The organism is Leucobacter aridicollis (genome assembly GCF_013409595.1).
Taxonomy (GTDB): domain Bacteria; phylum Actinomycetota; class Actinomycetes; order Actinomycetales; family Microbacteriaceae; genus Leucobacter; species Leucobacter aridicollis.
The window spans coordinates 2,219,286-2,240,323 of sequence record NZ_JACCBD010000001.1 but is presented as its reverse complement, the minus strand read 5'-3'; the positions used below and the strand labels follow the sequence as shown (position 1 = coordinate 2,240,323).

At 68.8% G+C, this 21,038-nt stretch carries 21 protein-coding genes; 12 read left to right on the top strand and 9 right to left on the bottom strand.

Features of this window, described 5'->3' with window-relative positions; translation table 11 throughout:
* Positions 1-36 precede the first annotated feature (36 nt).
* From argC to BJ960_RS10355, 4 genes are read left to right on the top strand one after another with little or no spacing between them, the layout of a single operon-like run.
* Entirely contained in the window at positions 37-1,101 is a 1,065-nt protein-coding gene (gene argC / locus BJ960_RS10370; protein WP_185987232.1) for an N-acetyl-gamma-glutamyl-phosphate reductase, read from the top strand.
* Positions 1,098-2,291, top strand: a complete 1,194-nt coding sequence (gene argJ / locus BJ960_RS10365; RefSeq protein WP_185987231.1) for a bifunctional glutamate N-acetyltransferase/amino-acid acetyltransferase ArgJ — start codon at positions 1,098-1,100, stop codon at positions 2,289-2,291. Before argC ends, argJ begins: the two co-directional genes overlap by 4 nt.
* A 7-nt stretch (positions 2,292-2,298) precedes the next feature.
* Positions 2,299-3,204, top strand: a complete 906-nt coding sequence (gene argB, locus BJ960_RS10360; protein ID WP_185987230.1) for an acetylglutamate kinase — start codon at positions 2,299-2,301, stop codon at positions 3,202-3,204.
* A complete protein-coding gene (locus BJ960_RS10355) occupies positions 3,179-3,829 on the top strand; it encodes a prepilin peptidase (RefSeq protein ID WP_185987229.1) in 651 nt (216 codons plus the stop codon). The genes argB and BJ960_RS10355 overlap by 26 nt, the downstream gene beginning before the upstream one ends.
* Positions 3,830-3,942: 113 nt before the next feature.
* Here the strand turns inward: BJ960_RS10355 and BJ960_RS10350 are convergent, their stop codons facing one another.
* Positions 3,943-5,601, bottom strand: a complete 1,659-nt coding sequence (locus BJ960_RS10350) for a class I adenylate-forming enzyme family protein (protein WP_202229138.1) — start codon at positions 5,599-5,601, stop codon at positions 3,943-3,945.
* 222 nt (positions 5,602-5,823) lie between these two features.
* Here BJ960_RS10350 and fdxA point away from each other — a divergent pair, with 222 nt between their 5' ends.
* From fdxA to BJ960_RS10335, 3 genes are all read left to right on the top strand, one after another.
* Positions 5,824-6,144 carry a ferredoxin gene (gene fdxA / locus BJ960_RS10345; RefSeq protein ID WP_121072820.1) on the top strand — a complete coding sequence of 107 codons (321 nt, stop codon included), beginning with the start codon at positions 5,824-5,826 and terminating at the stop codon, positions 6,142-6,144.
* Between the two features lie 212 nt (positions 6,145-6,356).
* The gene (locus tag BJ960_RS10340) at positions 6,357-7,649 is read left to right on the top strand and encodes a citrate synthase (protein ID WP_121072818.1); all 1,293 of its coding nucleotides are present in this window, start codon (positions 6,357-6,359) and stop codon (positions 7,647-7,649) included.
* A 347-nt stretch (positions 7,650-7,996) separates the two neighbouring features.
* Positions 7,997-8,167 carry a DUF3117 domain-containing protein gene (locus BJ960_RS10335; protein ID WP_083506522.1) on the top strand — a complete coding sequence of 57 codons (171 nt, stop codon included), beginning with the start codon at positions 7,997-7,999 and terminating at the stop codon, positions 8,165-8,167.
* Between the two features lie 345 nt (positions 8,168-8,512).
* On the opposite strand, the gene BJ960_RS10330 is transcribed toward BJ960_RS10335, so the two are convergent.
* The gene (locus BJ960_RS10330; protein WP_121072816.1) at positions 8,513-9,145 is read right to left on the bottom strand and encodes an O-methyltransferase; all 633 of its coding nucleotides are present in this window, start codon (positions 9,143-9,145) and stop codon (positions 8,513-8,515) included.
* Positions 9,146-9,314: 169 nt separating this feature from the next.
* Between BJ960_RS10330 and BJ960_RS10325 the strand changes: the two genes are divergently transcribed.
* Complete coding sequence (locus BJ960_RS10325; RefSeq protein ID WP_121072814.1) at positions 9,315-9,692, top strand: twin-arginine translocase TatA/TatE family subunit; 378 nt, start codon at positions 9,315-9,317, stop codon at positions 9,690-9,692.
* A gap of 74 nt (positions 9,693-9,766) precedes the next feature.
* On the opposite strand, the gene BJ960_RS10320 is transcribed toward BJ960_RS10325, so the two are convergent.
* The 3 genes from BJ960_RS10320 to BJ960_RS10310 are packed head-to-tail and all read right to left on the bottom strand — an operon-like array spanning position 9,767 to position 12,787.
* On the bottom strand, positions 9,767-10,936 hold the full coding sequence (locus BJ960_RS10320) for an Mrp/NBP35 family ATP-binding protein (RefSeq protein ID WP_307814605.1): 1,170 nt from the start codon (positions 10,934-10,936) through the stop codon (positions 9,767-9,769).
* Positions 10,929-11,531, bottom strand: a complete 603-nt coding sequence (locus BJ960_RS10315) for a DUF1003 domain-containing protein (RefSeq protein ID WP_185987227.1) — start codon at positions 11,529-11,531, stop codon at positions 10,929-10,931. Before BJ960_RS10315 ends, BJ960_RS10320 begins: the two co-directional genes overlap by 8 nt.
* Positions 11,528-12,787 carry a magnesium transporter MgtE N-terminal domain-containing protein gene (locus tag BJ960_RS10310; RefSeq protein ID WP_121072808.1) on the bottom strand — a complete coding sequence of 420 codons (1,260 nt, stop codon included), beginning with the start codon at positions 12,785-12,787 and terminating at the stop codon, positions 11,528-11,530. The genes BJ960_RS10315 and BJ960_RS10310 overlap by 4 nt, the downstream gene beginning before the upstream one ends.
* A 128-nt stretch (positions 12,788-12,915) precedes the next feature.
* Here BJ960_RS10310 and BJ960_RS10305 point away from each other — a divergent pair, with 128 nt between their 5' ends.
* Positions 12,916-13,404 (top strand): YflT domain-containing protein, encoded by a 489-nt coding sequence (locus tag BJ960_RS10305; protein WP_121072806.1) that lies wholly within the window; start codon positions 12,916-12,918, stop codon positions 13,402-13,404.
* Between the two features lie 90 nt (positions 13,405-13,494).
* On the opposite strand, the gene BJ960_RS10300 is transcribed toward BJ960_RS10305, so the two are convergent.
* Entirely contained in the window at positions 13,495-14,109 is a 615-nt protein-coding gene (locus BJ960_RS10300) for a flavodoxin family protein (RefSeq protein WP_185987226.1), read from the bottom strand.
* 173 nt (positions 14,110-14,282) lie between these two features.
* Complete coding sequence (locus BJ960_RS10295; RefSeq protein WP_185987225.1) at positions 14,283-15,656, bottom strand: aminopeptidase P family protein; 1,374 nt, start codon at positions 15,654-15,656, stop codon at positions 14,283-14,285.
* Positions 15,657-15,769: 113 nt separating this feature from the next.
* Here BJ960_RS10295 and BJ960_RS10290 point away from each other — a divergent pair, with 113 nt between their 5' ends.
* Both BJ960_RS10290 and BJ960_RS10285 read left to right on the top strand, forming a co-directional pair.
* Positions 15,770-16,522 (top strand): SDR family NAD(P)-dependent oxidoreductase, encoded by a 753-nt coding sequence (locus tag BJ960_RS10290; RefSeq protein ID WP_185987224.1) that lies wholly within the window; start codon positions 15,770-15,772, stop codon positions 16,520-16,522.
* Positions 16,523-16,735: 213 nt separating this feature from the next.
* Entirely contained in the window at positions 16,736-17,578 is an 843-nt protein-coding gene (locus tag BJ960_RS10285) for a PHP domain-containing protein (RefSeq protein ID WP_185987223.1), read from the top strand.
* 4 nt (positions 17,579-17,582) lie between these two features.
* Here the strand turns inward: BJ960_RS10285 and BJ960_RS10280 are convergent, their stop codons facing one another.
* Both BJ960_RS10280 and BJ960_RS10275 read right to left on the bottom strand, forming a co-directional pair.
* Entirely contained in the window at positions 17,583-18,461 is an 879-nt protein-coding gene (locus BJ960_RS10280) for an alpha/beta fold hydrolase (protein ID WP_185987222.1), read from the bottom strand.
* Positions 18,462-18,536: 75 nt separating this feature from the next.
* Positions 18,537-20,117, bottom strand: coding sequence for a DEAD/DEAH box helicase (locus BJ960_RS10275; protein ID WP_307814606.1), 1,581 nt, complete (start codon positions 20,115-20,117; stop codon positions 18,537-18,539).
* Positions 20,118-20,266: 149 nt separating this feature from the next.
* Here BJ960_RS10275 and BJ960_RS10270 point away from each other — a divergent pair, with 149 nt between their 5' ends.
* On the top strand, positions 20,267-21,034 hold the full coding sequence (locus BJ960_RS10270; RefSeq protein ID WP_221936297.1) for a ferritin-like fold-containing protein: 768 nt from the start codon (positions 20,267-20,269) through the stop codon (positions 21,032-21,034).
* The last annotated feature ends 4 nt before the right edge of the window (positions 21,035-21,038 follow it).

The window sequence follows — 21,038 nt, the reverse complement described above, 5'->3', positions numbered from 1 at the left end:
AGGTGCCAGAATAGAGGTGCGCGAGAAAGGGTGCAAATGACGTACAGTGTGGCGGTCGCCGGAGCGAGTGGGTATGCGGGAGGCGAGCTGCTTCGTCTGCTCGCAGAGCATCCGGAGTTTGAGATCCGAACGGTGACGGGGCATTCCAACGCCGGCAAGCCGCTCATCGCCTCGCAGCCCCACCTGCGCTCGCTCGCGCACCTCACCCTGCAGGAGACGACGCCCGAGGTGCTCGACGGGCACGACGTCGTATTCTTTGCGCTGCCGCACGGCGCGTCCGGCGCCCTCACCGCGCAGCTCACCGACGTGCGGCTCGCCATCGACTGCGGTGCCGACCACCGCCTCACGAGCGAGTCCGACTGGGCGGCGTTCTACGGCGGCGAGTACAACGAGGCGTGGACATACGGCGTCCCCGAGCTCATCGTGGCTGGCGAGCCCGGCGCGGCCGCGACCCGGCAGCGGGACCAGCTGGCGGGCGCCACACGCATCGCGGCGCCGGGCTGCAACGCCTCGACCGTCGCGCTCTCGTTCGCCCCCGGCATCGCCGCTGGCGTGATCGAGTCGCATGACCTCGTGACCGTGCTCGCCGTCGGCCCGTCCGGCGCGGGCAAGGCGGCGCACACCCACCTGCTCGGGGCCGAGCTGATGGGTACCGCGAACCCGTACGCCGTCGGCGGGACGCACCGGCACATCCCCGAGATTCAGCAGGCGCTGCGCGGCGCCGGCGCGTCCGAGACGCCGACGCTGAGCTTCACGCCCGTGCTCGTGCCAATGAGCCGCGGCATCCTCGCGACGTCGACGGCGCGCATCGCCCCCGGCACGACTGCCGCCGAGGTGCGGGCCGCCTGGGAGGCGGCCTACGCCGATGAGACGTTCGTGCACCTGCTCCCGGCGGGCGAGTTCCCGCGCACCGCGGACACGATCGGCGCGAACACCTGCCTGATGGGCATCGCCATCGACGAGGCGGCAGGCCGCGTCGTCGTGGTCGCCGCCGTCGACAATCTTGCCAAGGGCACGGCTGGCGCCGCGATCCAGTCGGCAAATATCGCCCTTGGCATTCCCGAAGCCACCGGCCTGACCGTGAATGGAGTCGCCCCGTGACCGTAACTACCCCCGCAGGATTCCGCTCGGCCGGCATCACTGTCGGCCTGAAGACGTCCGGCAAGCCCGACCTCGCCCTCGTCGTGAATGACGGCCCGGCGCCCGCGAGCGCCGTCGTGTTCACGTCCAACCGTGCGCAGGCCAACCCGATCCTCTGGAGCCGGAAGGTGGCGCAGAACGGCGCCGCGCGCGCCGTGATCCTGAACTCCGGCGGCGCGAACTGCTTCACCGGGGACTTCGGATACGAGACCACCAGGCTCACCGCGGAAGCCGTCGCGCGCGAGCTCGCCGCCGAACCGCAGGGCGCAGTTCCTGCGGAGGTGCTCGACGACGGGGCAGAGCGCGTGCTCGTCTGCTCCACCGGACTTATTGGCACGGGCGACCAGAGCTTCCGCGACAAGATCGTCGACGGCGTTCCCAGCCTCGTCGCAGCGCTCGCCGCCGACGACGTCACCGCGCCCGCCGCGATCCTCACCACCGACTCGGTCGAGAAGACCGCGGTGCACGAGGGCGCCGGCTGGACCATTGGCGCGATGGCGAAGGGCGCGGGAATGCTCGCGCCGGGGCTCGCGACCATGCTCGTGGTCATCACCACCGACGCCAAGCTCGACGGTGAGGCGCTCGATGCCGCGCTGCGCCGCGCCACCGCGGTGAGCTTCGATCGGCTCGACTCTGACGGCTGCATGTCGACAAACGACCAGGTGACGCTCCTCGCGAGCGGCGCATCGGACGTCACCCCCGACGTGAACGAGTTCGCGGCCGCGCTCGCCGGTGTCTGCGATTCGCTCGCCGCGCAGCTGCAGGCCGACGCCGAGGGCGCGAGCCACGACATCGACATTGAGGTACGCGGCGCCGCGAGCGTGGAAGACGCGCTCGAGGTCGGCCGCTCGGTCGCGCGGAACAATCTGTTCAAGGCCGCGATCTTCGGCAACGATCCGAACTGGGGTCGCGTGCTCGCAGCGATCGGCACCACCGAGGCCGCGTTCGACCCGTACGCGGTGGACGTCAGCTTCAACGGCGTGCGGCTCTGCCACGCGGGCGCGCCAGACCGGCCCGTCGACGAGTGCGACCTGACTCCGCGCAAGACGCACGTCGAGATCGACCTGTTCGCCGGCACGTTCGCGGCGACCGTGCGCACGAACGACCTCACGCACGACTACGTGCACGAGAACTCGGCCTACTCGAGCTAGGGGAGCAATGACCGACGTCACCACGCCACTGGACCGCGAGCGGGCGGCCGAGAAAGCCGCAGTGCTCATCGAGTCGCTGCCCTGGCTGAAGAAATTCCGCGACCGCATCATGGTCATCAAATTCGGCGGCAATGCGATGATCGACGACGCCCTCATGACGGCGTTCGCCGAGGACGTCGTCTACCTCAGGCACACGGGCATCAAGCCAGTGATCGTGCACGGCGGCGGACCGCAGATCAACCGGATGCTCGACAGGCTCGGCATCGAGAGCACCTTCGAGGGCGGCTACCGCGTCACGACCCCGGAGACGATGGACGTTGTGCGCATGGTGCTCACCGGCAAGGTGAACCCCGAGCTCGTCGACGAAATCAACGCGCATGGCCCACTCGCATCTGGCACGACGGGGGAGGACGCGGGGCTGTTCATCGGCCGGCGGCGCGCTCCGATCGAGGTCGACGGCAAGCTCGTGGACCTCGGACGGGTCGGCGACATCGTCGGCGTGCGCCCCGAGTCGGTGCTCGCCGCGCTCGACGCCGGGCTGATCCCCGTCGTCTCGTCGATCGCCCCCGACGTCGACCACCCAGGCGAATCGCTCAACGTGAACGCCGACGCGGCGGCGTCGGCGCTCGCGTCGGCGCTTGGCGCGGAGAAGCTCGTGATCCTCACCGACGTCGCCGGTCTGTACTCCGATTGGCCCGACCGTGATTCGCTCGTCTCCTCGATTACCGTGCCCGAGCTCGAGGCGCTCCTGCCGTCGCTCGAGTCCGGGATGATTCCGAAGATGCGCGCCTGCCTCGACGCCGTGCAGGGCGGGGTGCCCAAAGCCGCGATTATCGACGGCCGCGAACCACACTCAGTGCTGCTTGAAATCTTCACGGAGCAGGGCATTGGCACGGAAGTCGTCGCGGGCTAACCCTCCGACCCAGCGCTCGGGCTTAGGCCCGCGCGACATCGCCGCCGGCCTGGCAGTCGCCACGGCCGGCGGCGTCGTGTTTGCCGCCAGCGCGGACGCCGGCCTTGCAGAGGCCGCGGGCGCCGGAAGCCGTAGTGGTGCGGCCGCGTGGCTCTGCACGCTGCTGGGCTACGCGGGCTTCGTGAGCGGCGCGGTCGCGCTCGTGTGGACCGACCTGCGAACGCACACGCTCCCCAATCGGACGGTCGCGGCTGTCGCGCTGTGGACGGCCGGGGCCCTCACCCTCGCGAGCGTGTCGCTCGGGGACTGGCGTGCTGTCGCCGAGTCGTGGGGCGCCGCCATCGCTGCGGGACTCGTCGCGCTGCTCGGCTGGCGTGCGTCACGAGGCGCGTTGGGCGGGGGAGACGTCAAGCTGCTTCCGGCGGCGGTCTTCGCGGCGGTGTGGGCCGCCGACACGGGCGCGCGGGCGCTCGCTGTCGCGCTCTTTCTGCTGTTGCTGGCGACCGCAGTGGGGCTGACCGGGGTCGTCGCCCGCGCCCGCAGTCGGCGGGAGCTGCCGGCGGGGCCGGCGATCCTCAGCGCCGCGCTCGGCACCGTGGCGCTGGCTCCGGTGCTCGCCGCGTGACGGGGGTGTGACCCCTCGAACGGCGGTGCCACCGGTGCCGCTGGCGCCGGTCGGGACGGGGCGGTGCCACCGGCGGTTGTCCGGACGCGGCTGTGCGGCCGGTGCCGCTGGCGTCAGCCGCGACGGAGGTCCCGGCGCCTGATCTTGCCGGTCAGCGTCTTCGGAAGCTCATCGACAAACTCGACGCGGCGTGGGATCTTGTATGCTGCGAGCCGCTCCCTTGCAAACGCGACGAGCTCGTCTGCGGTGACGGCCGCGCCGTCGCTCAGCGACACGTAGGCGACCACGCGCTCGCCGCGATAGTCATCTGGCTCGCCCACGACCGCCGCCTCACGGACCGCGGGATGCTCGTAGAGCGCGTCCTCGACCTCGCGCGGCCAGACCTTGTAGCCAGACGAGTTGATCTGGTCCTTGATCCGGTCGACGAGGTAGACCCAGCCGGCCTCGTCGATGATGGCGACGTCCCCGGTGAGGAGCCTGCCGTCGGGGAACGCGGTGGCGGTCGCCGCTGGATTCTCCCAGTAGCCGCTTGCGAGCTGCTCCCCGGAGAGCTCCAACTCGCCAGGCGACCCCGCAGGCACTTCGTTGCCGGCCTCGTCGAGCACCCGGAGCGATACCCCGGCCATCGGCTTGCCGATCGAGAGCGTCCCTGTCGGCTTGTGGACCGGAGCGCGCTCGCCCAGCGGCACCCCGACGATCCCGGCGTTCGACTCGGTGAGACCATAGGCGTTCAAAATGTAGTGGCCAAACCGGCGTTCAAACGATGCGACCTTTGCGGGCGGCACCGGAGCTCCTCCCGTGAACAGTTGTCGAACGCTAAGCAGGTCCCGCGCCGTGGCGTGCGGAAGCTCGTACAAGGCGGTGTACATCGTGATGGGCGCGACGGCCAACGTGACGGCGTGGCGGGCGAACGCCTCGAGCGCCACGTCGGGCCGGGGCCGATTCAAGAAGACCAGGCTGCCTGGGGAGAGCAGCGTCCCGATGCAGATGATGACGGAGCCCGTGATGTGGAAGAGCGGAGCGAGCGCAAGCATGCGGTCCTCCGGCCCGATCTGCGCCCACTCCACGAAGTTCAGGCCGACGGCGAGCAGGGAGCGGTGTGTGGCCATGGCGCCCTTCGGCGGTCCGGTCGTGCCCGACGTGTAGCTGAGCATCGCGATGTCCTCGGCAGTTGCGCTTGCCGGGGCAGGCCGTGATCCCGCAAACGCCTCGAGCTCCTCGGTGAGGGTTCCGAGCGCGAACGGCAGCCGGGCCGCGTGCTCAGGGGTCAGACCTGGCTGCTCGTCCGCCGCTTCGCGCACCGGAAAAACGCGGGGGTCATTCTCTGTCTGAAACTGCCGGTCGTCGACGCTGAGCACCCAGGCGAGTGCCGTCTCTGGCGCGGCCGCTTCCGCGATCCCGATCGCCTCCGGGGCGCAGATGAGACCGACGGCCCCGGACGACGCGAGCACCGTGTGCAGCTCGCGGTCACGGTACATGGGGTTCAGCGGCAGGGCGATCGCCCCGAGATGCCAGATCGCGAGCAGCGCGATAGGGAAGTGGGGGATATTCTGCAGTGAGACGGCGACGCGATCGCCGGGGTGCACCCCGCGGGCTTGCAGGGCGGCCGCGAGGGCGAGGCTCAGGGAATCAACCTCGGCAGTCGTGAGCGTGCCGTCGAAGTAGGTGATGCAGAGACTGCCGGGGGACTCCGAGACGCGGCGCTGCCACGCCTCCGTGAGGGTAGCCGGCAGGGCTACATCGGTCGTGGAAACGGGTTCGGGCTTGCTCATCGAGGACTCCATCGTCGCCGGATTGTTATGGTGCACGAATGGAGCGTTGTTCTTTATCTAACGTTGAGCAACGTGCAATCATTCGTGATGTAGTGCACTCTATGCGGTCGGGGCGGCGGGGGCAAACGCTGGCATTCTGGCCACGCGCCCCGACGCGGAGGAATCGCGGCGAGACGCCGGTAGGATGGAGGTATCAGTTTGACCGAGTGAAAGGCGGGCACAGTGACCTACGTGATTGCTCTTCCCTGCGTGGATTTGAAGGATCGCGCCTGCGTAGACGAGTGCCCGGTCGATTGCATTTACGAGGGTGAGCGGATGCTCTACATCCACCCCGACGAGTGCGTCGACTGCGGTGCGTGCGAGCCGGTGTGCCCGGTCGAGGCGATCTACTACGAAGATGACCTGCCCGGCGAGTGGGCCGAGTACTACAAGGCGAACGTCGAGTTCTTCGACGAGATCGGCTCGCCAGGCGGAGCGGCCAAGGTGGGGGTCTACGACTTCGACCACCCGATCGTTGCCGCGCTTCCCCCGCAGGAGCAGTAGCCGACCCTCAGGCCACGCGCCTCTCGCTGGCAGTGAGCGGGCGCCGAAATGTCGTCGAACCGCCGACATTTTGTTTGATGTCAAAATACTTTCTGTCAGAAACCGGCATGAACGCGCCATTTGGTGCGTGAAGGCCAACTTTGCGGGTAAGGTGAAAATGATCGCTGCCCAGACCCTGGGGCGTGCTCAAACGGACCTCACGAGGAGATGACGTGACTGAAACACCTGCGGCTCAGGCCACCGCCAAGCTGAGCTTTCCTGGAGGAACCGCCGAGCTCCCGATTGTGAAGTCAGTAGACGGGCCAGACGCAATTGACGTCAGCACGCTGACCAAGCAGAGCGGATACACCGCGCTTGACTACGGGTTTGTGAACACCGCCTCCACGAAGTCCGAGATCACGTATATCGATGGCGAGGCAGGGATCCTTCGCTACCGCGGATACCCGATCGACGAGCTCGCGCAGGCCTCGACCTTCCTTGAGGTCGCCTACCTCCTGATCTACGGGGTGCTCCCCAGCGCCGACGAACTCGCACGCTTCGACAGCGAGATTCGCCACCACACCCTGCTGCATGAAGATATGCGTTACTACTTTGAGGCCGTGCCGCACACCGCACACCCGATGGCGATGCTCTCGGGTGGCCTCCAGACGATGTCGACCTACTACGAGGACTCGCTTGATACCGCGGTGCCCGAGTTCGTCGAGGTCAACACGATTCGCCTGCTCGCGAAGCTGCCCGTGCTTGCCGCGTACTCGCACAAGAAGTCGATCGGACAGGCCTTCCTGTACCCCAAGAACGAGCTGAGCTTCGTCGAGAACTTCCTGCGTCTCAACTTCGGCAATAAGGCCGAGTCGTACGAAATGAATCCCGTGCTCGTCGACGCCCTCGACAAGCTGCTCATCCTGCACGCCGATCACGAGCAGAACGCATCCACTTCGACGGTCCGCCTCGTCGGCTCGACCGGGGCGAACATGTTCTCCTCTGTCTCCGCGGGTATCAACGCGCTCTCCGGCCCGCTCCACGGTGGCGCGAACGAGGCCGTCCTCGATATGCTCGCGCAGATCCGAGACTCGGGGCAGAGCGTGAAGACGTTCGTCGAGAAGGTCAAGAACAAGGAAGACGGCGTGAAGCTCATGGGCTTCGGGCACCGCGTCTACAAGAACTACGACCCGCGTGCGCGCATCGTGAAGGACTCGGCCGCGAAGGTGCTCGAGGAGCTCGGCGTGAACGATCCGCTGCTCGCACTCGCGCAGGAGCTCGAGCAGATCGCGCTTGAGGACGACTACTTCAAGGAGCGCAAGCTCTACCCGAACGTCGACTTCTACACCGGCGTGATCTACAAGGCGATGGGCTTCCCGACGAGGATGTTCACCGTGCTGTTCGCGATCGGGCGCCTGCCCGGCTGGATCGCCCAGTGGCGCGAAGCACGCCTGGACCCGCAGACGAAGATCGGCCGCCCGCAGCAGCTGTACTTGGGCTCACCCGAGCGTCACCTCGGCCGCTAGCCGATACGACGGGGGCCCCGGAGCGAGTTCGCTCCGGGGCCTCTCGCCTTCCCACCCCGCCCAAACTTTCCTTCCGATGCCAAATATTCGGGGAAATTGACACTGCGAGGAAAAATTGAATCGCGGAGGGTGGCGGGTCGCCGTTCTCGAGCGGCATCACTCCTGACGAGGTCCGGCAGCACAGCACTTACGCAAGCTGATGGGTCGTTGGTGACAATGGGTCCAATATTGTACGCATTCCACAGTCGTATTGTGACACTCCTTTGCATAAAAGCCTCAAAGGATTTCCGCGACCCGGCTTCGCAGGAGATAATAGAAGGGAAAGACCAAACATGCGAGGAGGCGTCATGGCGGCAATGAAACCAAGGACCGGAGACGGGCCCATGGAAGCGGTACGCGAGAGCCGCGTCATCGTGGTGCGTGTTCCCCTTGAAGGCGGTGGCCGTCTGGTGGTGTCAGTCAATGACGAAGAGGCCGCCGAGCTTCGCGATGTGCTTGCAGGAGTGCTCGGCGACTAAGCGCCGTCCACACATGCAGGATGAGGGCCCCTCGGGGCCCTCATTTTTTGTTCCGCGAGCGTCAGGTTCGGGCGCCTGCCCTGCGCACCCGGTCTCCAGCCACTTCGTCAATAGCCCCGGGATCTGCAGGTCGTATGTCCCGATCCCGAAGAGATTGCATATCTGCTGCAGATCTCATGGCTTGGGGCCGACGGCCGGGGCCAGACCCAAGCCCCAGGCCAAGGAGCTCAAGCGCTGCGGATACTTAGGAACCGCAGCCCGCAGCGTCCGAGGCCCCAGTAGCCACAGCTGTTCAGCGCCCTGGATCGCGGCGGCGCCAGGGTTCACAGCGGGGGAGCAGTGGGGTTAGCCGTCGAGCCGCACGACTGTCAGCAGTCCGTCGCCGGTCGGGGCGAGCGAGGACGCAATCGCGTCCGACTCCGCCACGACTGCCAGCAGGTCGCGGAGGGCCTGGGTGGACTCGTCCCGCGCTGCGGGGTCGGCGACGCGGCCGTGCGCGAGCGCCGAGGGCACCACGATAGCGCCGCCGGGACGCACGATGCCGAGCGCGTGCTCGAAGTACTCGAGGAGCTGCGACTGCTCCGCATCGAGCAGCACGATGTCGTAGGCGGCGAGATTCAGTCGCGGCATCACGTGGCGCGCGTCTCCCTCGACGAGCCGGGCGCGAGACGCGGGAATGCCTGCCTCGGTGAAGAGCGCGCGGGCCTCGCGCAGGTGCTCAGGCTCAATCTCAATCGAGGTGAGGATCGCGTCTGGCCGATGCCGCAGCAGCGACAGCCCGCTGACTCCCACACCGGTGCCGATCTCGCAGATCGCCCGGGCGCCCGAGAGTACCGCGAGGGCCGAGAGTTCGGCCGACACCGCGCGTGATACCGGCTCGATGCCGAGCTCGAGCGACACCCGCCGGGCACGCACGAGCGTGTCAGTCTCACTGGGATACTGCTCCGTGTACTGCCAGTTGCGCTCGAGCTTGCTCACGTGTTCCTCTGTCCTCCGTCGTTCTGCCTGTTCAGGATAGGGCTGCCGAGTGAGATTTCGCCGCTGGCTCGCCGTTCTCGCCCGTGTTCCGCCTGTGAGAACTCTGGCTCGGCACGGGCACACGGCTGGCAAGTCGAGATTGCCGCCGCCTACTCGCTACGATGAGTGAATGGACAGCCTGAGCTTTTCGAAGATCCTCATCATTTTGGTGATCGCGCTGTTCGTGATTGGCCCGACTCGGCTGCCCGAATACGCGAAGAAATTCAGCGATTTCGTGCGCTCAGTGAAGCGCGCCGCCGACGGCGCGAAAGACAGGCTGAAGGACGAGATGGGCCCCGAGTTCGACGACGTCGACTGGAAGCAGCTCGATCCGCGCCAGTACGACCCGCGCAGGATCATCCGCGATGCCCTCGTCGAGGACGAGCGAGAGGCGCGGCAGGCCGAACGACGCGAACGCCTCGACGAGCTCGCGGCCGCCCGCCGCGCCCGCCAGGGGATCAGCGCCGAGGGCGCCGTCTCCGTCCGCTTCGACGACGAGGCTACCTAGGCGAAACTTCACCGGCACCGGCACCGGCACCGGCACCGGCGACAGCAGCCGCCCGCGACGCCACGGACCGCGAGCTAGCGCGGCGTCACGCTCAGCGATCGCCCCGCGAGCCCTCGGCCCTGCGACGCGAGCTGCTCGGCGATGCGGATCACTGCGGCAGCCGCGGGATCCGCCGGCCGCGAGAGCACCGCGGGGGAGCCCGTGTCGCCGCCCTCGCGGAAGTCCGGGCTGAGCGGCACGCTCCCGAGTAACCGGACGGGCTGCTGGCCCTCGGCGCTCTCGGACGTGTTCAGGCGGTCGACGACGGCCGCGCCGCCACCGGTGCCGAACAGTTCAAGAACGGTGCCGTCGGGCTGCGCGAGACCGGCCATGTTCTCAATCACGCCGATGACGCGCTGTCCCGTCTGCCTGGCCACGAGCGCGCTGCGCACGGCGACGTCGGCCGCGGCCTCCTGCGGGGTCGTGACGACGAGTACCTCGGCCTGCGGCAGCAGCTGGCCGACGCTGATCGCGACGTCGCCCGTGCCCGGCGGGAGGTCGAGTAGCAGCACGTCGAGGTCACCGAACCAGACGTCGCGCAGGAACTGTTCGATCGTGCGGTGCAGCATGGGGCCGCGCCACGACACCGCGGTCGAGCGCGGGTCGGCGTCGCCGAGGAACATGCCGATGGAGATCACTTTCACGCCGTGCGCCTCCGGGGGGAGGATCATCTCGCCGACGCGGGTCGGCTGCTCGGTGACGCCGTCGCGGCTGAGCCCGAGGATGCCCGGGATCGAGAAGCCGAAGACGTCGGCGTCGATGAGCCCGACCGAGAGTCCCTGCTGTGCGAGGGCGACCGCGAGCGAGGCGGTGAGCGACGACTTGCCGACGCCCCCCTTGCCGCTCGTGACGGCGATGACGCGGGTGAGGGAGTCAGGCCCGAACTGTACGGGCCGCGCCGGCCCGCGGACGGTCTCCACGAAGGCCTGCCGCTCAGCGGGGTTCATGACGCTGACGTCGACGCGTGCGTCGGTGATCCCGGAGGTTCCGAGCGTCGCCTCGCGGACGTCTCGCTCGATCCGCTGTGCGGCGGGGCAGCCGGCGATCGTGAGCTTGAGCGGCACGTCGGCTGTGCCCGCATCGTCGACGCGGAGGTCGCCGACCATGCCGAGCTCGGTGATCGGGCGATGAATCTCGGGATCGTTGACGCGGGAGAGCGATTCCCAGAGGCGCTGTTCGACCTCGGTGCGGTTGTGCTCACTCACTGCGTGACTCGTTCTCCTCGTCGTGGGGTTCGGGCGTTGAAAGGTCCGCGCGCGGCGGAAGGTTCTCGGGCGCGGCCGGGGCATCGGGCTCGTTCTCGGGCTCCTGCTGCTCCAGCTCGGCGAGCAGCGAGCGGAGCTCCTGCCTGAGGAATTCCCGGTCGGGGAGGTCCTTGATCGAGAGGCGGAGCGCGACCACCTCGCGTGCGAGGAACTCGGTGTCGGCGAGGTTGCGCTCGGCCTGCTTGCGATCCTGCTCGATCTGCACCCGGTCGCGGTCGTCCTGCCGGTTCTGCGCGAGGAGGATCATCGGAGCCGCGTACGACGCCTGCAGCGACAGGATGAGCGTGAGCGCGGTGAAGCCGAGCGAGGGCGAATCGAACCGGAGGTGCTCCGGACCGAACGTGTTCCAGGTGAGCCAGAGCACACAAAAGAGCGTGAGCGCGAGCAGAAACCACGGCGTGCCCATGCCTCGGGCGATCCCCTCGGTCCACCTGCCGAAGCGCTCGTTGCCGTCGATGCGCGTGCCGGCGGGCCCGCGGGCGGCTCGTCCGGTGCGGGGAGCCGCGAGGTCCGAGCGGCGCTTGAAGGGCCTCATGCGCGCCCCTCCTCGGAGTCCGCGTGGCGCCAGTCATCCGGCAGGAGGTGATCGAGCACGTCGTCGACGGTGACGACGCCGACCAGGCGATCCTGATCGTCGACGACCGGGAGCGCGACGAGGTCGTAGCTCGCAAGGCGGCGGGAGACTTCCGCCGCGCTCGCCGTGACCGGCACCGCCTCGATCTCGGCGTCGAGCAGCGCGCTCAGCCGCTCGTGCGGCGGGAAGCGGAGCATGCGCTGGAAGTGCACCATGCCGAGGTACTCGCCGCTCGGCGTCTCGTAGGGCGGGTGGGTCACGTACACGGCGGAAGCCATCGCCGGCGGGATCTCGGCGCGGCGGATCATCGCGAGGCCCTCGGCAACGCTCGCCTCCGCGGCGAGCACGATCGGCGTGGGGCTCATGAGGCCTCCGGCGGTATCGAACTCGTACTCGAGGAGTCGCCTGACATCCTCCGCCTCCTCCGGCTCCATGAGGTCGAGAAGCTCGGCGCCCTGCGCGGCTGGGAGGGCGGAGATGAGGTCAGCCGCGTCGTCGGGCTCCATGCGGTCGAGCACGTCGGCGGTGCGCGCGGCGGGAATGAGCGCGAGGATCTCGATCTGGTCCGTCTCGCTCATCTCCTCGAGCGCGTCGGCGACGCGGTCGTCGGCGAGCTCGTCGAGTACGGGCACCATGCGCGCCTTCGGAAGCTCGAGCAGCGTGGTCGCGAGGTCGGCCGGCTTGAGGTCGACGAGGGTCTGCACGAGGAGCTCAGCGGACTGCGGGCCCGTGTCCTCGCTCGGGCGCTCGACCTGCGACCAGTGCACGGTGCGGGCAGGGCCGCGGCCGAACCCGCCGCCGGTCTTGGGCAGCCGCACGAACAGCTCGGAGACGATCCACTCGCCGGCACGGGTGCGCTCGATTGCCGCGTCCTCGACGGTCGCCCGCACGGGTGCGCCGCCCTCGGACGCCGCGAGGTCAACGCGCATGCCGATCATCTCGGCGATCATGCGTGTCTCGCCGCGCCGCTGCTCGAACCGGCGGATGTTGATGAGTCCGGTCGTGATGACCTGGCCGGACGCGATCGACGTCACGCGACTGATCGGCACGAACACCCGGCGCTTGCCCGGGATCTCAACGATCAGGCCGACGACGCGCGGCGCAGCCTGGGCGCGATACACGACGAGGACATCGCGAACCTTGCCGATCTGATCACCGACGGGATCGAACACGCCCCGACCGGCAAGGCGGCCGACAAACACCCGCGAACTACTCACACCACTACGGTACCGGTCGGCGGCGGGTTTCACCTGGACGAATCGCGCGACACGCCAGTGAGGCACGCCGGTGGGGTGCGGCTCGAAGAACCCACGCATCTTTGCAGTTGCTGTGTCAGAATCGACCTATGAGCACCCCCGGTTTCCCCAATTCGCGCGCGCCGATCCAGCCCGAGATCCCGAAGGGCGAGATCGTCTCGACGTACGACCGCTACGAGGACGCGAAGCACGCCGTTGACGTGCTCGCGCGCAGCGGCTTCCCCGTGCAGCGCGTGTCGATCCTCGGCAACGACCTGCGCAGCGTCGAGCGCGTCACCGGCCGCCTGAGCTACGGCAAGGTCGCCTGGATGGGGGCGCTCTCGGGTGCCTACCTCGGCCTGTTCCTCGGCCTGCTGCTCTTCATCTTCCAGCCGGACAACGCTGGCATCGGGGGAGTGTTCCTCTCGGCGATCGTCATCGGCGCGGGCTTCGGCATGCTGTTTGGCCTGCTGTCGTACGCCATGAACCGCAACCGCAGAGACTTCTCCTCGGTGATGCAGATGGTCGCCACCCGCTACGACCTCGTCACCGAGCCCGAGTTGCTCCATGAGGCGCGCCGGGTGCTCGGCGGCGAGTAATCGCAGCGGTGCCGGGTGATCGGCGACGAGTAGCCGCGGCCGCGACTAGCCCCGGCCGCGACTAGCCGCGGCCGCGAGTAGGCCCGCGCGCTACTCCGAAGCCGGGTAGGGGTGCGCCCGCAGCAGCCGCGCCAGGTGGAGCGCGTTCGCGGCAAGCCCCCGATTCGCTGCGGCGACGGGCTCCGGCGTCTCCGTGAGGTCGACGAAGTTCACCTGCTCCATCGCGCGTCCGTTCCAGTACGTGCACGCGTTTGCTGGCACCGTGAACGCCAGGTCGTTCGCGGCCTGCAGCAGATCCGCCACGATACGGTGTGCGCCGTCCTCGTTGCCAACGACGAGCGCAGCGGCAACCTTGCCGGCGAAGAGCGGCCGACCGTGCTCGTCGAGCGTCGAAATGTCGGCGTTCAACCGCTCGAGCGCCCGGCGCATGACGCTCGTCATCTGGCCGAGCCACGTTGGCGTTGCGAACACGACGACGTCCGCCTCGAGGATGCGCTGCCGAAGCGCCGGCCAGGCGTCGCCGTCTCCGAGATCGTCGGAAATGCCGGGAAGGATCGACAGGTCGACGAGGCGGACCGTCTCGACGGTGCTCGTCTCGCTCGGGAACTCCTTGCTGAGCTCCTGCGCGAGCGCCTCGGTGCTGGAGGTCTCGCTGCCCGCTTTGAGCGTGCCGTTGAGGATGAGAACGTGAATCTTTTCGGTCATGATGGCTTCCCTTCGTGAGTCCGACGACGTGTATCCACGACGTGCTCTCACGCTACGCACGGGTGCCGGGCCAGGCCACCCCCTTGCGGAGACGCGAACACCGCGCTACAACGCGAGCGGGCCCCCGAATCCGTTGAGGATCCGGGGGCCCGCTCGCTACGCTCGGGATACCGCTACGCGGTGCGCGCGCCCTGCACCCATGCCTCGACGTCGTCCGCCGTGCGGGGGATGTTCGCCGACAGGTTCACGCAGCCGTCCTCGGTGACGACGATGTCGTCCTCGATACGGATGCCGATCCCGCGGAACTCCTCGGGCACCGTGAGATCGTCGGGCTGGAAGTACAGGCCGGGCTCGATCGTGAAGACCATGCCGGGCTCGAGCACGCCGTCGAGGTACATGTCGCGGCGCGCCTGCGCGCAGTCGTGCACGTCGAGGCCGAGGTGGTGGCTCGTGCCGTGCACCATGTAGCGGCGGTGGTAGGGCGTGCCGTCGGCCTCGGGCAGGAGGCCCCACTCGCGGGTGACGCGCTCGATCACTGCCATCGCAGCGTCGTGGACGTCGCCGAAGCGAATGCCAGGCTTCACGATTGCGCGGGCGGCGTCGGCAGCCTCCAGGACTGCCTCGTAGACGCGGCGCTGCGGCTCGGTGAAGGTGCCCGAGATCGGGATCGTGCGCGTGATGTCTGCCGTGTACAGGCTGTCGAGTTCGACGCCCGCGTCGAGGAGGAGCAGGTCCCCGTCGCGGACGGCGCCGTCGTTGCGGATCCAGTGCAGCGTGCACGCGTGCGCGCCGGCCGCGGCGATGGTCTCGTAGCCGACCTCATTGCCGTCGAGGCGCGCGCGCTGGTTGAACACGCCCTCGATGACGCGTTCGCCGCGCGGGTGCGCGCTGGCGTCTCCGAGTGCCGCGAGCACCTCGTTGAATCCGCGCTGCGTCGAGTCGACGGCGGCCTGCATTTCGGTGAGCTCGTAGGAGTCCTTGACGAGGCGCAGCTCGCTCGTCGCGCGGCCGAGCTCAGCGTCGTCAAGCGTGACGTCGCCCTCGGCGGCCGAGAACTCGGCGAGGTGCGCGGTCTGGATGCCGAGCAGCGATGCGACCTGCGCGAGCGACGGGCGCGGCCCGATCCAGAACTCGCCGATCTCGGGGTTCGCGAAGAACTCGTCGGAGTCGCGGCCCGCGCGCTCCTGGAAGTAGAGGGTGGTGTCGCCCGACGCGTCGATCACGAGGATCGCGCCCGGCTCGGACTCCGACCCCCAGCCGGTGAGGTGCGCGAACGCGCTGTGCGGGCGGTAGGGGTAGAACGTGTCGTTCGAGCGCTGCTTGAGTGCGCCGGCGGCGATCACGAGGCGCTTGCCGGGGAACTGGGCGGCGAGGGCCTGACGACGCTGCGCCGCGAACTGTGCGACGGGCAGCTCTGCGGGGAGCTCGTCGACGCGGTCGGCCCAGCTCGACGAGATGTAGTTGAGGAACGTTTCCGACTGGGGCGTCGTGCTCCGGTTGCTGTTGTCGATCTCCGCCTCGTGCGTGGCGGTCGTATTCTCGGTCATCCTCCCATCCTCCCACTTCCAGCTGGGTGCGTGCGCATCGATTCGGGGCGTACGGTTGGGACGAGGGCCCTGGCATCCGGCCGGGCAGTTCCCGCGTGGAAAGGACCACACACATGGCACAGTACGAAGTCGCCGATCGCTCGGCGATTGTTACCGGAGCAGGATCAGGGATCGGCCGCGCCGTCGCGCTGCTGCTCGCCGAGAACGGCGCGAAGGTCGTCGTGCAGGATCTCGACGCGACCGCCGCTGAGGCCGTCGTCGCCGAGATCACGGGTGCGGGCGGCGAGGCCGTCGCGGTCGTCGGCGATGCTGGCGCCGTCGACGTCATCGACGAAACGGTGCGCGCGGCAGAGGCGCTCGCGCCGTTGAAGATCGGCGTGAACAATGCGGGCATCGGTGGTGCGGTGGGCCCGACGGCGACCTACAGCGACGCGGACTGGCAGCGCGTGATCGACATCAACCTGTCCGCGGTGTTCCGCGGCACGCGCGCGCAGGTCGCGCACATGGCCAAGAACGGCGGCGGGGCGGTCGTGAACATCGCCTCGATCCTCGGCAGCGTCGGCAGCGCGGGATCGCCGGCCTATGTCGCGAGCAAGCACGCCGTCGTTGGGCTCACGAAGACCGCAGCGCTCGAGAACGCGGCGCTCGGCGTCCGCGTGAACTCGGTCGGGCCGGGCTATGTCGATACCCCGCTGCTGAAGAACGCTGACGCTGACGCCCGCGCGGCGCTCATCGCGAAGCATCAGATGGGCAGGCTCGGACGCGCGGAGGAGATCGCGCACATGGTCGCGTTCCTCGCGAGCGACGCGGCCTCCTTCGTGACGGGCAGCTACCACCTCGTCGACGGCGGATACACGGCGCCGTAGCCGGAACCCGATCCGGCGCGGGAGCGAGTGCGCCCGCGCCGGGTCAGCACCGAGCCCATCGCCGCCCGCCCCGGGTCGGCTACCCGCACAGGGCCGCTCGCCCCGGGTCGGCACCGCGCCCGCCGCCGCCCGTCCCCGGGTCGGCTACCCGCCCGCGCCCGCCCGTGCCGACGCCCGTTCGCCGACCCCGGCCCGGACTCGTAGACTGAGGGGATGACTGGTAGCGCGGGCTACGACCTGCACACGCACTCCCTGATCTCCGACGGCACGACGAGGCCCGCGGAGATCGCCGCCGAGGCCGCCGCGCTCGGACTCGCTGGGTTCTCGCTCACTGACCACGACACGATCGATGGCTGGGACGAGGCTCGCGCTGCGGCGTCCGACGCCGGCATCGACTTCGTGCCGGGCATCGAGATCACCACGAAGTACGAGTGGAAGTCGCGCCACCTCCTCGGCTACGGCATCGACCCGGCGGCGGGGGAGCTCTTCGCCGCGCTCGCGCGCGTGCGCGAAGCCCGATTCGGCCGCGCCCGCGAGATGGTCGAGCTCATCGCCGCGGATTACAGGCTCACCTGGGACGACGTCGTCGGCGAGTTCGAGGCGACGACCGTCGGGCGCCCGCACATCGCCGACGCGCTCGTCGCGGCGGGCTACTTCGTCGACCGGAGCGCGGCGTTCGCGGACGTGCTCCACCCGCGCTCGAAGTACTACGTGCCGACGTACGCGCTCGACACGATTGACGCGATCACGCTCGTGCGTTCGTCGGGCGGCTTCCCGGTGCTCGCGCACCCGGTCGCCGAGCGGCAGCGCACGCCGACGCCCGTGGACGCGGTGCGCGCGTTCGAGCGCGCGGGACTCGGCGGGATCGAACTCGATCACCCGGAGAACCGCGAGGACTGGTTACCGCCGCTGCGGGAGGCCGCCGACGAACTCGGCCTGACCGTCACGGGCGCGAGCGACTACCACGGCGCCGGCAAGCCGAACCGCCTCGGCGAGCGCACGACGCCAGCGGAGACCGTCGTGCTCATCAGGGCGGGCGTCGCGACGCCGCACTAGCCGATCAGGATCGGGCGCGCGGCTCGCTCGCGAGGAACTCGCGAACCCGCGCGTTGAACGGCTCCGGCTCGGTGAGGAACCCGGCGTGCACGGGAATCGTCGCGAATTCCGCGTGCGGGAGGTTCGCGGTGACCCAGCGGCGCGCGTCGTCGGCCCAGGCCTCCTGCGCGAGGAAGAGCAGCGGCCTGCCCGAAGCGTCGAAGGCGACCGCTGGCGCCGACAGGTCGGTTGCGAGGCCCTCGACCCCGGTGATGATCGCGATGTGCTCGGGGGTGCGGGCGCCATCCGCGACGAGCTTCGCGACGGCGGGCTCGCCCGCTGCGTCCTCCGCTGCGACACCGAGCGCGTCCGCCGCGATGTATTCGAGGAAGCCCTGGCGGTCAGTCGAGAGGAACTTCACGTAGGCGGGAAGTCCGTCGTGGCTGAGCGCGGCCTCGCCCCACTCCGCGGCATTCGCTGGGTCGAACGGGACTCGCGGCGGCTCGTCGATGAGGATGAGCCGAGCGACGCGGTCGTCCGCGCCGTCGACCTCGAGCGCGGAGAGCACGTCGAGCACCCCGAACGACCAGCCCGCGAGCGTGACATTCCGGAGATCCAGCGCGGCGAGCAGGGCGGCGAGGTCGCGGCCGCGCTGCGGAAAACTGTTGCCCGTGAGCGGCTTGCTCGATTCGCCGTGGCCGCGCGGATCGACGGCGATCACCTCATGGGCGTCGGCGAGGCCCGTGAGCTGGTGCACGAACACCTCGGCCGAGAAGTTCCAGCCGGGGACGAACACGACGGGCGAGCCCGCACCAGCTCGGAGCACGCGCAGCTCGACGTCGGGCGCGACCTCGACGCGGTCGACTGAAACGGAATCCGGCAGGGCGGGAAAATCAATGCTCATGCCCGCAAGCGTAAACGCTGCGGGCATGAGCACGAATGGATGTTGCGAACCGTGACGTCTCGGACGTCGGGCGAGCTACGCTGCGGGTGCCTCCGAGGGGGCAGCTGCGCCGCTATCGGCCTGCCCGCCCTCAGCCCGTGCACCCTCGGAGGAGGCGCCAGCGCCGCGGCCGCGGCCGCCGCGGCGACGGCGGCGACGCGGCGCGCCCTCCCCGTCGGGGCCGGTGCCCTCGGGAGCGGGAGCGCCTGGCTCGCTGCCACCGTCGGCGTCGTGACCGTGCTGCTCGTGACCGTGCGACTCGTGCCGGCCCGGACCCTGCGGGTTTGCGCTACGGGTGCGGCGACGCGTGCGGCTCGAACCGCCCTCGCCGTTCGACTCGGTGCGCGATCCTGATCCTGATCCTGCCGAGCGCCCGCCCGACGTGCGCGAACGCGTGCGCTCGCCGCGGGGAGCGGTCTCCTTGACGGGCGTCGCCTTCAGGCGGCCCTTCGAGCCCTCCGGAATGTTCAGGTCGGTGAACAGGTGCGGCGAGGACGAGTAGGTCTCGACGGGCTCGGCGATGCCGAACTCGAGCGCCTTATTGATGAGTGCCCACTTGTGCATGTCGTCCCAGTCGACGAACGTCACGGCGATGCCGGTGCGGCCCGCGCGGCCCGTGCGGCCGACGCGGTGCAGGTACGCCTTCTCGTCGTCGGGCACCGTGTGGTTGATGACGTGCGTCACGTCGTCAACGTCGATGCCGCGGGCTGCGACCTCGGTCGCGATGAGGACGTCCTTCTTGCCCGACTTGAACGCGGCCATGGCGCGCTCGCGCTGATCCTGATTGAGGTCGCCGTGCACCGCGGCGGCGCTGAAGCCGCGGTCGGTGAGCTCCTCCTGCAGGCGGGCCGCAGCGCGCTTGGTGCGCATGAAGATGACGGTCTTGCCGCGGTCCTCGGCCTGCAGGATGCGGCCGATGACCTCGTCCTTGTCGAGCGAGTGCGCGCGGTAAATGATGTGCTGGATGTTCGCCTGAGCTGCGCCCTCATCGGGATCCGTCGCGCGGATGTGGATCGGGTTCGACATGAACCGGCGCGCGAGCGACACGATGATGCCGGGCATCGTCGCCGAGAAGAGCATGGTGTGGCGGTTCGCCGGGGTCTTCGAGAACAGCTTCTCAATGTCAGCGAGGAAGCCGAGGTCGAGCATCTTGTCGGCCTCGTCGAGCACCATCTCGCGGACGTTCCCCAGGTCGAGCACGCGCTGGCTCGCGAGATCAAGGAGGCGGCCCGGGGTGCCGACGACGACCTGTGCGCCAGCCTTCAGCTGCTCGATCTGGCCCTCGTAGGCCTTGCCGCCGTAAATCGGCACGACGGTGGTCGCACGGTTCTTGGTCGCGAGTTCGAGGTCTTCGTAGACCTGCATCGCGAGCTCGCGGGTTGGCACGACGACGAGCGCCTGCACGCCCGGCTCCGGGTTCTCGCCGAGCCGCTGCAGCAGCGGGAGGCCGAACCCGAACGTCTTGCCGGTGCCGGTCTTCGCCTGGCCGATGATGTCCTGGCCGGTGATGGCGAGGGGGATCGTCTGCTCCTGGATCGGGAACGCCTCCGAGATGCCCTTTTCGGTGAGCGCATCAACGATGTCTTGGTCGATTCCGAGTTCTACAAATGTGGTCACGCCTGTGTCCTGTTCTGTGTTCGATTGTGCATTGCTGCGCGTGAGACAGGGCGCAGCCTCCGACACTCCAGCGGCGACGGAGAAAAATACGTGTCCCATCAGTCTATGGGGCAATGCGACATCTGCGTGATTCGAACTGTGCTATTTCTATGCGCGGTATTCCCGTGCCGCTGTGCACCGCGGGTAAGCTTGGCACCGTGTTTGATTGGATCCGGGGATTGCGCAAGAAGCAGGCGCCCTCAAAGACGGCGCTCTCGCACGCAAGCGAATCGGCTGCCGAGCGCGTCGACCTTGCCGAGTTTGCGCCCGGAATCATGCCGTTCTTGGGCCTCACCGCCTACCTGCAGCTTGAGCTCTACGAGGCAGCGACCCGTGGCGTCTCAGGCGCCGCGACCCTCGAAGCGAAAGAGACGCTCGCGAGGGTTGCGGGGGAGACGCTCTCAAAGCAGCAGCGGCTCGCCGACGAGATTCGCCGCCGCGGCTCCGAGCCCCACGTCGTCATGCGGCCCTTCACGAAGGTCATCGACGACTACGTGGAGCGCATCGACACTGACGACTGGCACCAGCATGTGCTGTCGCTGTACCTCGTCGGCGGCCTGTTCGACGACTTCTTCGCGAGCCTCGCGACGGGCCTGAAAGACTCCTACCGCACCGAAGCCATCGCCGTGCTGACAGGTGGCGAGGGGCGTCAGGCGCTGAAGGGCCTCCTCGAACAGGCGCTCGAGGACGACCCGAAGCTCTCGAGCTGGCTCGCGCTCTGGGGCCGCAGGCTCGTTGGCGACACGCTGCTCGTCTCGCGCGCCGTGCTGAACCTCAGCGAGAAGCGCGAGTTCGTCGAGAGCGAGGTGGAGCCGGTGTTCACCGAGCTCATCGCCGACCACATTCGCCGCATGGACGGGCTCGGCCTCACCGCCTAACCGA